The following is a 15,005-nucleotide window of genomic DNA, read 5'->3' on the forward strand; positions in this document are numbered from 1 at the left end:
ATGTATGTTCTATCACAAGTATATCTAAAAAAAGACTGTAAACAAAGTTTTTCACTACTTTGTCTACAGTCTGAAAGAAGAATGGTTGACATTCTTCTTTTTGTGTCTACTTTATTGATTTTGATCCAGTCGGGGCTTTTGCTTTAATCAAAAGCGAAATATATTACTTATATTTTTTATATCTGGTTATCCCTGAAAAGACTTATGCATAAGGTCATTATTTCATTTTTATACGGGTTGGACTATGCCAGGTTCCTGTACCTTTCCCCATGATAGTCTTGACAGCTGGGAAAAATGTAAGAACAATGGTTATTGGATTTATCATCCAATAAAATAACATGTAAAATGGAGCAAAAATTAAATATTTAAATTTAGCACGGCGATTATCTAAAATAAGGGCAGCTAGCAACTGTAATATACCTGCGAACATCTCGAAGGTCACAAAAATAAATGACATATAAAATCCATGGTAAATTCGCTCCGTCTCTCCCATTATTCCATGGTAAAGCATATGCGCAACGAAAATGAATGAAGTAATCCAAAAGAAAAAAGACCAGATGATACTCAATGTTTGATCAATATACATAATAAAGGAATGAAATCTTTTGACTGGATGTAAACATACTTTTTTGAAATTCGTCAGCCAAACTTCTGTACCACCCTTAGCCCATCTTTTTCTCTGGTGGTATAAATCGGTTAATGTTTCCGGCACATTCATATAAAATAGAATGTTAGGGGCAAAACGAGGCGTCCAACCATTTAGCTGATGATCCCATGCAATGCTGATATCTTCTGTTGCACGGTTTTGCCGAAATAATCCAACGTCAATCAGTGCTTTTTTACGATACAAGGTATTAGCCCCACTGTAAGAATACATGGCATTATTAATAGCAGCTTGACTGCGTTTAATAACACCAACAATGCTTGAAAATTCTACAGTTTGTGATTTACCGATAATCTTAGTACGATTCTGAACATCCATGTTAGCAGTAACGGCTGCTGTATTGATACTGTCAGGGTCTAAAAAGAAATGCATGTATTTCATCAATGCATTCTTTTCGGGAATTGTATCCGCATCATTACTAAGAATATATTCGCCCTTAGCAAATCCCAGTCCAAGGTTAAAGGCATGTGCTTTTCCTTGATTTGCTTCAACTCGAATAACCCGTAATTTTTCATATTTCTCCTGTAAGTTTTGTAAAATAACAGGTGTGCTATCTTTTGAACCATCATCAATAACAATCACTTCATAATTTTGATAATTTAACTCTTCAAATAAATAGGTAATTGTATGTTCAATCATGATTTCTTCGTTATGAGCAGGTACCATGATCGTAATGAATGGCTGTTTCTCCATTGGCAACTGTTCCCAACCCTCATCGTATTTGAATCGTTTGAGAAAGTGATATGATATGGAACCGACAAACCAAAAAAAGGAACCTAGAACAGGGTATAAGCATAAAATAAAAACACAAATAGACAAAACACTATTAAACCCATTCGGACCAAATACATCACTAATCATTCATATCAATCCCTTCCGATACATAACGTTTGTATATTTCATAGGTATCTAAATTTTGTTTTTCCTTGACGCTATAGAAGCGGACAGACTTGCGATAATCTGCTGAACCAAATCTTTCTGTGTATAGCTGTTCGATGATTGCTTCCTTTTGTTTGTTAGTGGTCGCATTATAAAGTGGAGAAATACGTACTTTTCTTGCAAAACGACGGTTTTGATAAATCGTCATGATAACGGTAAAAATCGTTATTCCGATAAAGCAAATAAGCAGGGTATAATCGAGAAAAGTAACTTCTACTTTTCCTTCACGATATTCCCAATAAATAAATCGATGTCTTTGTGAAGACAACCACGTTGATTCAGCAGTAATAAATACCGGAATAATAACAATTACCCACATTATGATAGCGAAAAAAGTTTGCCATACTTTTAAAGACCAGTTACCTTCCTCAAAATATCGGTCTTCAACAAATGAACTTCTCCCCTTATCTTTCACGCCTTTCACACCTTTCTTATTTTCATCACACAAATAGTTAATCAACAAAGGGATTATTTGTCAATCATTATCCGTTATTTTATTATCCTGTTTTAGACATCACTTAAACCCATTAAAAACTACTTGCTTATTGTCTAAAATAGGTATATAAGCATTTTTGCTATCGGATCTAATAGCAAAAATTTCAATACTTGTGTGAGAAAAAGCAAAGGTTTTCGGACTTTTGTTTTTTCTTTTGTGAATAAACCTTAACTAACAAAGCTACTCTTTTCTATTGCCCCATAAGAATCAGGAAATGTATAAAAAGCGCATCCTGTTTAAAAACGTCTACGATATCGTTCAAATCATATTTTCTATAGTTCGTTGCTTGTAGGGTTTCAATATAAGCCCTCGATTGACTCATCCGTACATAATTATGAGAGAGCGTAAGTTCGCAAATTAGGTCCCGCTTTTAATAACATGAAGCTAAAATATCCGTTTCAATCAGTAAGAGCTTTTCGGGACTTATCTGTAATTTTCTTCCTTTTTCTAAATGCATCCTTATTCCATTCACTTTCCGCTTAAGATGAAAAGAGAGAACCTGATCTTGTTCAATCCATTGTTGGAGTTCAAATAAATTCATTGCTACCTGAACTTTCCATTTTTGATCCTATTTATAGTGTAGCATGCCTAACAAAGGGAATCGGTTCATTCCAACTTCTTTCTAGACCTTTCCTACAAAAATAACGCCTATACTTTCCAAAAGATAAAATGTTCACAAAATTGCCATAGACAAATATATTAAAACTTGTTAGGGTAAAAGGAGTACTTCAGTATGATCCCTGCTCACCGGTCTCACTCCTCTCGATGGCCGTGAGTATACTGAACAGTACCTATTTCCCTTAGCTCCCAACTTTGAGACAAAGTTGGGAGCTCTTTAGATCTCTTTGAAAAATACTCATTTTCTGCACACAAAAAAACGGATCATTCTTATGGCATCCCTAACTCATCTTAAAATTCAGACGATAAACTAATTTTATCAAATGAAAGATATCTATTTTTATCCCCTCTTTATGGACGCTTTTCCATACTGGTTTTCTATATTTATTTTCACAAAACATCCTACCTCCTTTTCGTTCTGTTTAAATGCTCAACTAAAAATGGCTAACGATCAGCAAACATATCAGCGCCAATAGATTATAAGTATTAACCGGTAATGATCTATTTAATCGTAATTACTGAAACAATTCTTACTTGTGGTACTTTTTCTTTCATAGTCTTTCATTAAAGCGTTCTTCGAGCTTCAATTTATGATAATTGAGTATTTCGTTAAACTCAATATCATACTTATCAGCAATGATAAATAAGTTACCTAAAACTTCTCCAACTTCTTCTGCCAAAAAGCCAATTCGTATAAATGAATCATAGTGATACCAGTTTCTTTTTTTATAAAAACTAACAACCCATGATTTGTATTCATTAATTTCCATATTAAAACTACCTTTTATATTTTTAATATTTAATTCATCTGCCACTTCACATGTTAAAATATATCAAAAATAAACTGTAAGAAAAAAATTATAAGCCTTCTTTTCTTCATCCTATAGACTTTTTATTCTAGACTATATTTCAGACTAAAATCAATCTTTTTCAGTTATGTAAGTCCGCATTCTTTAGCTGGCGCAAAAAGAGTCTAGAATTTATAAATTCTAGACTTTAACTGGTGACATCTCATTGATTAAAGGAAAAGTTAAATATATTATAAATTGCTGATCCTTTAATATGGCCTCGATTTTTCCATTCATTTTTTCTACAAATTCCTTAACAATAAAGAGTCCTAGGCCAGTAGATTGACCTGCTCTTGATTGGTCTGACATATAAAATTGATTGAAGACTTGTGTCATTTCTATTTCATCTTCAGTAAGTACCTTATTTTGAATACTCACAACAGCTTGGTTTTCCTGTTTTGTTAAACTAATTTTCAAATCCCCATTACCATGATCTAGACTATTTTTTAACAAATTGAAAAACACACGATTTAAGGCAACTGCATTTGCCAGAACAAAAATTTTCTCTTCAGTAACAGCGACTTCTGGCTCTAACTCTTTGTTTGAAACATGTTGGTAAAAATAAAAAATAGCCTCATACAAGGTTTGATTCAATTGCATTTTTTCTAAATGCATCTCATAGGCATCATTTTGCAGTTTGGTATACGTAAAAATTGTTTCCAATAATTCATTTAACGCATGAATCCGATTCTCAATAATCCCAATATACTCTTCTCGCTTTTCTGGCTCTTTATTTTTAATCAACAACTGAAAATAACCATCAAGAGAGGTTAAAGGCGTACGGATGTCATGTGCTAAATGAGTAATAGAGTCTTTTAATTGTTGCTCTTGGTGTTGAACAGCAATTCTATGATTTCGCTGTAAACTTAACATCTGATTAAGCAATGACAGTAATTTATTTAATTGCTTACTGTTTAATTGCTTGGTTAATAAGAGGTTGCTATCATGTCGCTGAATAAATTGTAATTGTTGATTGATCAATTTCAACTGATGGCGATACTGAAATAAACGAAACAGCAAAAATAGACAAATCAATCCAATCAGAATGATAGCTAATCGCATATAATCCCCCCTTATCTTTGAATTTTTTAGTTTACATCTCTCTTTTGTTTCATTGTAACACTATAAGCTAGCATCACAATAATAAAAACTAACGAGACAATGATGCTTCTGAAAATTGTCCCTGTAGCGGAATGAGTTGAAACTGTTGCAACAATACCTGTAACTGTGTAATCATTGATATTAAAAGCACCTGATCCAACTAATTTATGGATCCCATTATTTAAGGCCTGATAAAAAAATGAAAATCCACCCATTGGCAGTAAAATACCTATTAACATGCTCACAACTGCTTGTTTAACCAAAACAATAATGCCTAACATAATAGCTGCAAATGCAATATGGAAAATAATTTGTAAACCCATTTCAACTAACAAACCAAATACATTTCCTACAGTAATTGAAACAAAGACCATATTACCCACAAAAAATAAAACAGCTACTCCTACAACAAAATTAAGAGCTACATAGACGCTTAGACTAACAAATTTAGAAATAGAAAGCATGCCTCGATTTTGAACTTGCCCTGCTATATTCTTAGTAAATCCAGATACATCTTCTCTGTTGATAAACATGACACTAAACACAGCAATTCCAAGCATAAAAATGCGACTGCCAGCCATCACTTGGAAAATGGTTTGCAGACTCATAGACTCACTTAACAACGCCGGATTATTGCCAATTCCAATAATAACTGGATCAACCTCTTTACCAATTGAACCATGCATATTCTGAATCATAAAAGCCATAAAAAGTGAGATGCCTACTAATACCAAATAAGTACTTCTTGATCGAAACATGCGATATAGATCCATCTTAATCACATTAAGCATTTGCGCCACCTCCTACTAAGTTTAAGAAATAATCCTCTAATGAAACCTGAGAAATGGTAATAGAACGGATTGCAACATTGGCCTGCGCAAACGCTAAATTAATCTCACTATTTCTAGTTAATTGTTCATAGACTTGTATGGTATGCTGACTGACCACTTTATAATCTGTAATACCCATTTGATCAAGTACTGGCGTAGCAAGGCGTGGATTATCTAATTTAATTTCAATATAGTCTTTACATTCTGTCATCAATTGGTCATGAGAAATTTCCTTAATCAGTTCACCTTTTTGGATAAATCCATAAACCGTTGCCACTTTTGACAGTTCTTCTAGAAGATGACTTGAAATCATAATCGTAATATTTCTTTCTCGCGCTAATCGAATCAAAATTTCCCGTACTTCTACAATTCCTTCTGGATCTAATCCATTAATGGGCTCATCTAAGACTAATAGGTCAGGTTCGCCAATCAAAGCCATTGCAATGCCTAATCTTTGTCTCATACCCAATGAGAAATTTTTGACTTTTTTATTTCCTACATCAGCAAGTCCTACTAATCTTAACAGAGAAGGAATATAGTCTTTTTCATGTAATCCAATCCCAATTTTCTTTAGCTTTAAATTATCTGCAGCACTCATACCGCCATACAATCCTGGTGCTTCTATTAGTACACCAATTCGAGAGAAATAAGTTTTTGCTTTGGTACCTGTTTCTCCAAATAAAGTAACATCTCCACTAGTGGGTGTTGCAAGCCCGCTAATCATTCGCATAATAGTAGTCTTACCTGCACCATTTTTCCCTACCAACCCATAAATCTCCCCACGTTTAATATGAAGATTGACATTATGGACAGCAAAATGGTCTTTATATTTTTTACTTAGTTCGTTTGTTTCTAATAAGTATTTACTCATCAACTTTTCCTCCTTCTTTTTCTTGCTACTTCATTCTATTTGACAAGTACAAATTTATCGCAAAAAAAAAGGCAAAGAAAAGGTAAAGTCCTATCTTTGTAGGGTAAAACCAACTCCCCACACTGTTTTAATCCATTCTTCTTCAGTTTCTTTCTTAATTTTCTGGCGAATATTTGAAATATGCACATTGACTGTTTTATCTTCTCCAATATAGAATTCATCCCACGCATATTCATAAATTTCCTGTTTGCTAAAAATTTTCTTAGGATAGGATAAGAGCAATTCCAAGATTTTAAATTCTCGATGTGTCAGAGGAATCTCTTTTCCTGATACAAACAGGGCATTTCTATCTTTATCCAGAGTAAGGGTTTGAAAGGTAACTGATTGTCCTTGATATGAACTACTTTTTCGTAATTGTACTAATATGCGCACCAATAACTCCTGAATTTCAAAGGGTTTTGTTATATAATCATCTGCACCAATTGTTAACAAATCCACTTTACTATCAAGTGCATCCTTTGATGACACGACAATAATAGCAGCAGCGCTTCTTTCTTTTATCATTGGTACTAATTGTTCTCCTGAAACACCAGGAAGCATCAAATCTAGCAAAATTAATTGATACTCTTCCTTTTCTATGCAAAGCAATGCTTCTGTTCCTGAAAATGCTTGTGTACAGCTGTAGCTTTCCGAAACTAAAGTTTCATAGAGGAGATTGTTGATATGTGAATCATCTTCCACAATTAAGATTTTCGTCATTTTCTACACTCCTTTATCATTGATGATAATCCATTTTACCAATTTTTTATTTAGGGAAACTGTGTTAAAGATCATTCGTCTTAATTTAGAAGCTGGATACCATATCGCTCATATTTTAAAGGTTCTTCATAGTCCGCTCTACCTATTGTACCTTAAATTTCCTCCAGTGGAAGGGTTATACTAAAGTAGACAGAAAAAATAAGCGGATTTGAGAAAGGATACTTGAGTATGAATCGAAAACACTATTCCAAAGAATTTAAATTTCAAGCAGTTAGCCTTATCCTAACGGATAAGCACCCTGTCAGGTTTGTCTCCAAACACTTAGAGGTACATGAAAATACATGATATCGCTGGGTAGCTGAATATGAAAAATATGGAGAACGTGCCTTTCCTGGTAATGGTAGTCGTGAATTTGCTTCTCAAAAAGAAGTGAAACGCTTAGAAAAAGAAAATAAAAAACTCAAGGAGGAGCTAGAGATACTAAAAAAGTTCCAAGTTTTTCTCAAGCAAAACCAAGAGTAATCTATGCCTATATCAAGAATCATTTACAAGCTATTTCCGTAAAAAGGGCATGTGCTTATTTAGGTGTTTCTCGTTCTGGTTATTATAAATTTTTACAACACAAACCTTCTAACTTAGAACTGGAAAATAGTGTACTGAGTGATACAATCCGAATGATTTTCTTTGCTCATAAGGGAAGATATGGCGCGAGACGAATCCAAGTGGAGTTAAGGCGAAATCATCAGCGCTTTGTTAGTCGTAAAAGAATCGGACGTTTACTTTGTAAACAAGGGCTTTATACCAAAGGAAGACGTCGTAAGTATCTAAAACAAAGACCCTCGATCTATTCCTGCGCTAATTTAGTGAAACAAAATTTTCATGTACAAAGACCAAATCAACTATGGTTTGGTGATATCAGTTACATACCGACACACGAAGGAATGTTGTATTGTAGCGTTTTTATTGATTGTTTTACAAGGAAATGTGTCGGGTTCTCCATTCGTGATCATATGCGGGATAACTTGGTCATAGAGAGCCTCGAAGAGGCACTACACCGAGAAAAGCCTAAAAAGGGATTGATGATTCATACGGATCAAGGTTCACAATATACAGGACACCGTTTTTACGAGTATTCGATGAATCATCGCTTTATTCACAGTCAATCACGCAAAGGAAATCCTTATGATAACGCAGTAATGGAATCTTTTTATAAATCTCTAAAACGAGAAGTTCTTCCACCAAAGCAGTACCAAACAAAAGCACAAGCTAGATTGGAATTAGCAGATTATTTGGAGACTTATTATAACTATAAACGCATTCATTCGAGCTTAAACTATCAAACACCTGCAGATTTTGAACGAAATCACGAATTCTCTTAACTTCAATGTCCACTTTTCTATTGACACTCCAAATAAATTCTTCTTTTTTTGTGTCTACTTTATTGGCATTGATCCAACGAATGAAAGACGTCCTTTTTATTTCTTTTCTCAAAATGCTTCATTATCAAACCCAACTGCTATAATCCAACCTGATATTTTCTCAATAAATAGGCTGGCGTCCCTCCCCAAGCATGACAATAACTATTAACTAAAGGATTTCCGTACGGAGAATATTGAGTATTATTAGGATCAAAAGCTTCCCAAAAAGTATCTGCACCGAGATTAATCATTTCACCCCAATAGTTCTCTATTAAATGAATTGCTTCTTCGTTCATACCCACAATAAAAAGAGCTTCTACTATATGATGATACATATACGGTGTAGATATATTTTTAATTGGAAAAAAACTCTTAACTGATTTTTCCATTAACAGCCGATTCCCTTTATTATCCAATACTTCAGCTAAAGCCATCCATATTTGACTAAATAGATTCGCTTCTCTTTTCTCGCCACTTCTAAAAATCCCCAATGTCTCATCAAATAAGTTCTCTTGGACAAATGTACTTAAGCGTTGATATATATTTTGGTACTCTTTTGCTTTTTCATCTCCTATAGAAAGACTTAATGAAATAAATTGCTTTAGTACATAGAGTAAAACCCCGTATGCTGCAGTGTCCTTATCTAGAGTTTCATTCCAATCAATAAAAACGGGCCAATTTTTTGGTAAAACAAGTTTATAATTTTCATCAAGATGCGAGCAAGCTAAATCGATCTGTTCTTTTGCTATGGAATATAATTCTTTCACTGTTTGCTTATCGTCAACATGTTCGTCATAATCATGTAAACAGGACACAAAAAACAGACTGTAATCAAATAAAAAAGTATCATCAGCAGCCACATCTCCATTTGTAAAAATATTCGCGCTTACTCGACCATCTTGAGAGGTCATTGCCGCAAATAAATAGAGACATCTTTTGACTAATGGAATATGGTTAAATGTATAATAATTTGCCAACGCTTGTAAACGCAAATCCCCTATCCAAAGACGGCGATCCCTCTTCGGACCATCCTCAAACACATCCTGCATACACTCAGCTAAAGTTTTAATACTAATTTCATCAATTTTCTTCAATCGTGGATTAGTCGTTTTTATAGGCTCTATTGCTTCTTTCTCAACTGCACTCTCCGCAGTTAAAATAGGATTCGAAAAAGCCACTTGCCATTTTGGTGATGTATCTAAAACAGTTATCTCTATATATCGAAAGCTGTATCTTCTAGGTAGCTCTAACGTAACCGGTAGCAGATCTAAGTGATACTGTTCTTCCGCAATCCAAGAACTGGATAACCAGCCATCATAAGAAGTTCTATCTGTCAATAATTCACTTACAGTCTCCGCAAATTTAATATTTAGATGTAAAGGTGCATCCATATGTGAGCCAACAGAATGAATGTCAATTTGAAAATAGCCAACAAAGTGATCTCCAAAATCTAAAATTATTTTATCTTTCTTTCGACAGCTTTTTTCGGCTAATTGCTCCATATCTACTATTTCTGGTACTAGCTCTAATTTATCTGTTTGCTTTTCTTTAATTAATTTAAGCGTTCTTTTTGGTGTTACCTTTTTTTTGAATAATGAAGGCTTATTTTTTTCTGCTTTTTTTAGCCACTCTTCATTTCGATTAAATACTATATTTTCATGAATTTGGAAAGTGAATGACACACCATCGCCCCTTTCTATATTATCCGAAAAACTAACCTTCTCATCATCAACTAGTCTGTTTTTATTTGTGAAGAAGATTTTCTAAAAAACTGTGCACCTATACTAATAACAAAAAGAGCAAAAATAATAATTCCGCATGCAATTAGTGAACTAGAAGGTAGCTTGCTTCCTGAAATAATAGAGATAGCTTCCATTGTATAGGGGGCTAAAAATCCACCTAAGTTAATAGCAACTAAATTGAGTGATGACACAATTGTTGTTTTATCATCCGGTACAATTTGTGATAAGCGCAAGAAAATAAATGTCCCTAAGAATGAAAATGCACTAGCTAACATGATTACAAATATGCTCGTCATCCACAAATTTTTTGACAAAACAATCAAGAAAAATGATATTGACATTACTATCAAAGCTATCGGAAAAATTTTCATTTTTAAAAACTTATATACATAGCCAAAAATAATTCCAATTATAATCCCCGTCATTCCGGTCATGCTTAGAATGAAACTAGCTTCTGTCGCAGACCCATATCCAACACTTGTAATCAAAGAACTAATTTTAATATTAAAAGTCATAAAAACAGTAAACAACACAAACATGCATAATACATAAGCGAAAACACTTTTGTTCAAGCCCTTAAGTTCTTCTAATATCTTTGTTTTTTTGACTTCTTCCTTTTCAATTTTCACATCTGGGACTACAAAAAGAACTAAGAAGAAAACAGCAAGTAACACGAAATATGCTAAAAAGCTGGTTTGCCAACTAATTTGTAGTAAAACACCTGCAAGTGCTGTTAGTATAACACTCGCTAAATTAGAAACTGTTGAAATATACCCATACATTTGTGCACGTTCATTTCCTTTATAGAAAAAAGAAATAACACTGTATGACAACGGATTCAACATTCCAATCCCCGCTCCAAAAAGGAAGCGAGAAGCGAGAATGAGGTAAAAATTATCAAAGAAAAAAGGAGCTATCCCACTTATAAAACTTATCATCATCCCTAAAAGAACCGTTTTCTTAACACCTAATTTTTTTGTAATAAAGGAACTTAGAATGATAAACAATAGAATCGCTAAATTAGGAAGCGTTGCAATAGATTCGACCATATATTTTGGATAATCATTAAAGCTTTCTTGCATTAGTGGTATTGCACCATTAATAATTCCTGTAGCTGTAGCATCAATAGAAATAGCCAAAACTGAAATTTTGAATAACAAACTAGCTGGATTTCTGTTTTCCATTATTCTCTCTCCTTTTTTAAATTCTATTTTACTTTCAATGATTCTCTTCCTTAACTTCTAGGTTCATTTTTTTGATTATTTGTTTAATTTCCTTTTCCCCTAATGTTTCATCTGCTCGTTTTAATGTATTAAAAGTCATTAGCGACCCCATTGATATAGCTTTTAACGGATCTTTTTCTTTAGTCATTTCTAAAAAACCAAGTGATTTGGGATGATTCTGCAGTAGTTTTTCCATTTGTTCATACTTGCCTGCTATCCGAACAATATCTCCAATGTTGCTATCTTCTGTAATGGCAATGGGTTCCGTATCAATGTTAACGATTCGCGATAGTCGAATATCCTCTACTGAACTTCCTACAGATAGTTCCCACTCCCCATTAAGCTCTTTCCACATATGTGTATCTGCATCGTAATGCATCCACGTCTTTTTATCTAATTCAATTTCAATTTGTTTTTCTTCCCCCTTATTTAGCATCACTTTTTCAAAACCAACTAATTTCTTCGGCATTATACTTGTTTGCCGATCCTTTCTTTGTACATAAATCTGGATAACTTCTTTCCCAGCCATTTCTCCAGAATTCTTTATATATAGCTTCACAGACGATTTTTGGGGATTTATGAAATCGTCGTCTGCCATTCGATAACTAAATGTTGTATATGAGAGACCATGTCCAAAGGGAAAAGCTACTTCTTTTCTTAGTGCATCATAAAATTTATATCCAACAAACACCCCTTCTTGATAAACAACTTCTTTCTTCCCTCCCGGAAAACTAAGAAAGCTTGGTGTATCCCGTAAGTTCAAAGGAAACGTTTCTGCTAATTTACCAGAGGGACTTACCTCTCCATATAGTATACGAGCAAGAGCAGCTCCGCCTGCTTCTCCGCCCAAGTAACCTTCTAGAATAGCCTGTACTTCGTTACGCCATGGCATTTCAACTACAGAACCATTAGATAAAACGACAATTACACAAGGATGAATTTTAGAAAGCTCGTAAATTAGTTCATTTTGCTCTGGGGGTAGTGATAATGACAACCGATCGTATCCTTCTGACTCAGATAATTCATGTAAACCAGCAAAAACAATTATTTTTTCAAAATTTTTAGCCTTATCTAATAATTCCTTCTTTAATAGACTATTTTGTTCCTTTTGTTCAATTCTATATCCCATCATAAATTCAACATTTTTGCTGTGTTCATATATTTTCTCTAATGGTATTTCTAGTTTGTACGGATTAACATGAGAACTACCTCCTCCTTGAAAGTGGGGCTTTATAGCTAACTCCCCTACTACAAGAACAGAATCCGATTGCTGCACTGGCAAAGACTGCTCCTGATTTTTCAATAAAATCATACTTTCTTCCGCAACCCGCTGTGCAAAAAGATGATGGTCATCTCGATCATATCTTTTCCTCCTGTATCTATTACTCTCCGCCTCCAGAGAGAAATATAAATTATATTTAACAGCTTTTGTCAGTTGCTCTTCTGTCAATTGCTTATTTTGTATTAATTGGTCAATTTGATTGACGATCTGGTTTTCTTGTTCTCCAGGCATCTGTAAAGTTAGACCATATGAAATACTTTCCGCCAAATCATGTGCTGCAAAACAGTCTGTCACAACAACCCCTTCATACCCCCATTTTTCCCGCAAAATAGTCAGCAAAGTTTGATTGCTTGCACAAAATTCACCATTAACTTTATTATAAGCAGTCATCACCATTTTCGGTTTAGCTACTTTAATTGGTTTTTCGAATGCCCTTAAATAAATTTCATGTAATGCTGTTTCATCTACAACGGCATTTATATTCATACGTCTAGTTTCTTGATTGTTGACAGCAAAGTGTTTCAAACATGCACCTATACCTTCATCTTGAAGTCCATGAATAAATTCTGTTGCTAATTCACTTGTTAAATAAGGATCCTCCGAATAATACTCAAAATTCCTTCCACCTAATGGGCTTCGTTTAATATTAACCGCTGGCGCTAATAATGTATCGACTTCTTCTTGCAAGGCTTCTTTAGCTATATGTTTTCCTATTTTCTTCACTAATTCACGATCCCATGAACTTGCATAAGTACTCACAGATGGATAACAAGTACTGGGTTTCGTATTATAGATATCTTCATCAAAGTATTCTTTTAAACGTCGTAATCCAGAAGGGCCATCTGCTAATAAAAATTGACTTAATAAAGGATGAATATTCTTCACATTGGTGGTTTCCCAAATAATTTGCGAAAGCAATTTAGCTTTATCCGAAACGGATAAATTCATTACAATTTCTTCAACAGCTAACTCAATGTCTTTTTTTTCCATATTAATGCTCCCTATCTAAAATAGATTGATTTTATATTTCCAAGACGACCAACAGAATAATCTTTACTTTTAAAAAGTAACCAGACATTATTTACGCCACTTATTGGTTGGATTTTCTTGCTAAACCAATTATATTTTGACCATGAATTTCCGGCTTCCACTTCTATCTCTCCAATTTTTTCATTACCACCTATCCATATTTCTACTTTCATTGGTTTAATGGTGGCTACCTCTATGTCAATCAAGTATTTCCCTTTACCAAAGTCCACATTATCAAATTGGATCCAGTCATTTTCTTTTGTATAGACTAAAACCTCTTGTTCATCACTCACACTTGGTTGAAGAGACATCGGTTCTAAGTGATCAAAAGGAGTTTTTACTTTCATTTTTGACAGTCTACTTACTGGAATCTTTTCGTCAGTTGATATACAAGGAGAAACCCCATTAGATGACATAGGAACTTCTTTTATTTTATTATCTTTATCCAAGTAAATCTTTTCGATACATAGCCTACGATTGTACATACTTCCTTGACTTGAACGATGGTAAAACACGTATAATTGATTCTGATACAACTCGATGGAACCGTGATTATTCCAGCATTGCGAATCACACCCTATATTATCAATGATTATCCCTTGCTTCTTGTATGGACCTAATGGGTGCTCAGCTGTCGCATAAGCCAAACATGTCGCTTTCCCACGTGAGATGTCAGTGTATACCATGTAGTAAATACCATTTAATTTTCTAATTGAAGCCCCTTCATGAAAACCGTGTTCATGTTCATTAAGTAGTGAATATTGAATTGTTTCAGGCAAAATCGTCTTCTTATCTTTAGCTAATTTTCCACCTCTCAAATTAAATTGACCCCAAAAATAGTAAGCGCTTCCATCTTCATCCTGAAAAATAGCAGGATCAATACTGTCTCCATCTGCTGGTTCAACCGCCCCAATATGCTTAAATGGACCAGCTGGACTTTCTGAAACAGCTACCCCCATACGATTTCCGTACGAACAGTAATAGAGATAATATTTGTCATCAATAAATAAACAATCTGGCGCACCTAAAGTTAATTTTGACTTCAATCCAAAACTAGGGTCCATACTATCAAATATGACGCCATGATTTTGCCATTTTACCAGATCTGTTGTAGAATAAGTAAAATACTTTGTACTACAAAATTCTGTATCTCCTGAGTTATCTAGAGATCCATAAATATAAAGA

The 15,005-nt window shown here is 34.0% G+C and carries 12 protein-coding genes and 1 pseudogene; 2 read left to right on the forward strand and 11 right to left on the reverse strand.

The window, feature by feature from the left end; genetic code table 11:
- Positions 1-217: 217 nt before the first annotated feature.
- The 7 genes from HCK02_RS10940 to HCK02_RS10970 all read right to left on the reverse strand — a co-directional run bounded on the left by HCK02_RS10940 (position 218) and on the right by HCK02_RS10970 (position 7,126).
- Positions 218-1,525, reverse strand: a complete 1,308-nt coding sequence (locus HCK02_RS10940) for a glycosyltransferase family 2 protein (RefSeq protein ID WP_167630149.1) — start codon at positions 1,523-1,525, stop codon at positions 218-220.
- Positions 1,518-2,018 carry a hypothetical protein gene (locus HCK02_RS10945; protein ID WP_167630150.1) on the reverse strand — a complete coding sequence of 167 codons (501 nt, stop codon included), beginning with the start codon at positions 2,016-2,018 and terminating at the stop codon, positions 1,518-1,520. The genes HCK02_RS10940 and HCK02_RS10945 overlap by 8 nt, the downstream gene beginning before the upstream one ends.
- A gap of 1,250 nt (positions 2,019-3,268) precedes the next feature.
- Positions 3,269-3,532: a hypothetical protein gene (locus tag HCK02_RS10950; RefSeq protein WP_425482886.1), complete on the reverse strand. Its 264-nt coding sequence runs from the start codon at positions 3,530-3,532 to the stop codon at positions 3,269-3,271.
- Between the two features lie 174 nt (positions 3,533-3,706).
- Positions 3,707-4,627 (reverse strand): sensor histidine kinase, encoded by a 921-nt coding sequence (locus HCK02_RS10955; RefSeq protein WP_167630151.1) that lies wholly within the window; start codon positions 4,625-4,627, stop codon positions 3,707-3,709.
- Positions 4,628-4,653: 26 nt separating this feature from the next.
- Entirely contained in the window at positions 4,654-5,457 is an 804-nt protein-coding gene (locus tag HCK02_RS10960) for a hypothetical protein (protein WP_167630152.1), read from the reverse strand.
- A complete protein-coding gene (locus HCK02_RS10965) occupies positions 5,450-6,367 on the reverse strand; it encodes an ATP-binding cassette domain-containing protein (RefSeq protein ID WP_167630153.1) in 918 nt (305 codons plus the stop codon). The genes HCK02_RS10960 and HCK02_RS10965 overlap by 8 nt, the downstream gene beginning before the upstream one ends.
- Positions 6,368-6,457: 90 nt before the next feature.
- Complete coding sequence (locus HCK02_RS10970) at positions 6,458-7,126, reverse strand: response regulator transcription factor (RefSeq protein ID WP_167630154.1); 669 nt, start codon at positions 7,124-7,126, stop codon at positions 6,458-6,460.
- Positions 7,127-7,483: 357 nt separating this feature from the next.
- Here HCK02_RS10970 and HCK02_RS14335 point away from each other — a divergent pair.
- Positions 7,484-7,648, forward strand: a pseudogene (locus HCK02_RS14335) (IS3-like element IS1076 family transposase); the annotation flags it as partial.
- Complete coding sequence (locus tag HCK02_RS10975) at positions 7,648-8,505, forward strand: IS3 family transposase (protein WP_167630160.1); 858 nt, start codon at positions 7,648-7,650, stop codon at positions 8,503-8,505. The pseudogene HCK02_RS14335 and the gene HCK02_RS10975, both read left to right, overlap by 1 nt.
- Before the next feature lie 137 nt (positions 8,506-8,642).
- Here HCK02_RS10975 and HCK02_RS10980 read toward each other — a convergent pair whose 3' ends face one another.
- The 4 genes from HCK02_RS10980 to HCK02_RS10995 all read right to left on the reverse strand — a co-directional run.
- On the reverse strand, positions 8,643-10,226 hold the full coding sequence (locus tag HCK02_RS10980) for an alpha-L-rhamnosidase-related protein (RefSeq protein WP_167630155.1): 1,584 nt from the start codon (positions 10,224-10,226) through the stop codon (positions 8,643-8,645).
- Positions 10,227-10,276: 50 nt separating this feature from the next.
- Positions 10,277-11,470, reverse strand: coding sequence for an MFS transporter (locus HCK02_RS10985; RefSeq protein WP_167630156.1), 1,194 nt, complete (start codon positions 11,468-11,470; stop codon positions 10,277-10,279).
- Positions 11,471-11,504: 34 nt separating this feature from the next.
- A complete protein-coding gene (locus HCK02_RS10990) occupies positions 11,505-13,781 on the reverse strand; it encodes a beta-glucosidase (protein ID WP_167630157.1) in 2,277 nt (758 codons plus the stop codon).
- An 11-nt stretch (positions 13,782-13,792) separates the two neighbouring features.
- The coding region (locus tag HCK02_RS10995; protein WP_167630158.1) for a family 43 glycosylhydrolase at positions 13,793-15,005 on the reverse strand (1,213 nt) is incomplete at its 5' end.

It is taken from the genome of Listeria valentina (assembly GCF_011800755.1).
GTDB lineage: Bacteria > Bacillota > Bacilli > Lactobacillales > Listeriaceae > Listeria > Listeria valentina.

Bases quoted from the DNA above. Each gene is read 5' to 3' on its own strand.
- HCK02_RS10940 (WP_167630149.1), bottom strand. From the start codon at position 1,525: ATGATTAGTGATGTATTTGGTCCGAATGGGTTTAATAGTGTTTTGTCT.
- HCK02_RS10970 (WP_167630154.1), bottom strand. From the start codon at position 7,126: ATGACGAAAATCTTAATTGTGGAAGATGATTCACATATCAACAATCTC.
- HCK02_RS10960 (WP_167630152.1), bottom strand. From the start codon at position 5,457: ATGCTTAATGTGATTAAGATGGATCTATATCGCATGTTTCGATCAAGA.
- HCK02_RS10965 (WP_167630153.1), bottom strand. From the start codon at position 6,367: ATGAGTAAATACTTATTAGAAACAAACGAACTAAGTAAAAAATATAAA.
- HCK02_RS10985 (WP_167630156.1), bottom strand. From the start codon at position 11,470: ATGGAAAACAGAAATCCAGCTAGTTTGTTATTCAAAATTTCAGTTTTG.
- HCK02_RS10955 (WP_167630151.1), bottom strand. From the start codon at position 4,627: ATGCGATTAGCTATCATTCTGATTGGATTGATTTGTCTATTTTTGCTG.
- HCK02_RS10990 (WP_167630157.1), bottom strand. From the start codon at position 13,781: ATGGAAAAAAAAGACATTGAGTTAGCTGTTGAAGAAATTGTAATGAAT.